We start from the raw sequence: 411 nt of genomic DNA, 5'->3' as shown, positions 1-411 counted from the left end.
AAGTGCGACCTGGCCAACTTCTTCGTCGCCATCGACAAGGCGGTGCTGCGCAAGCAATTGGAGGCCAGGATCACCGAGCCCTGGTGGTTGGCCCTGGCTACGCAGATCCTCATGCACGACCCGCGTGAGGATTACGAGACCCGCAGCCCGGCGCACCTATTCAACCGGGTGCCGCAGCACAAGCGCCTGGTTGCACAGCCTGCACGCCTTGGCTTGCCGATCGGCAACCTGTCGTCGCAGTTCTTCGCCAACATCTACCTCGACGCACTGGACCAGTTCGCCAAGCACACGCTACTCGCCAAGCACTACATCCGGTATGTCGATGACTTCGTGTTCCTGCATGAGTCGCCGCAACAGCTCAACCAATGGCTGGCCCAGGTCGAAGCGTTCCTGCCCAGGCTCGGCGCCAAG

1 protein-coding gene is annotated in these 411 nt (G+C 62.0%); it reads left to right on the top strand.

Going from position 1 to position 411, the window contains the following annotated elements; genetic code table 11:
- Positions 1-411 (top strand): RNA-directed DNA polymerase (locus BFP99_RS00025; protein WP_141690737.1); only part of this gene is annotated, 411 nt, incomplete at both ends.

This window comes from Pseudomonas sp. 1 R 17 (assembly GCF_900067035.1).
Lineage (GTDB): Bacteria > Pseudomonadota > Gammaproteobacteria > Pseudomonadales > Pseudomonadaceae > Aquipseudomonas > Aquipseudomonas marginalis.
Note: the sequence above shows the minus strand (reverse complement) of the source record. Positions and strands in the feature narration are given on the sequence as shown.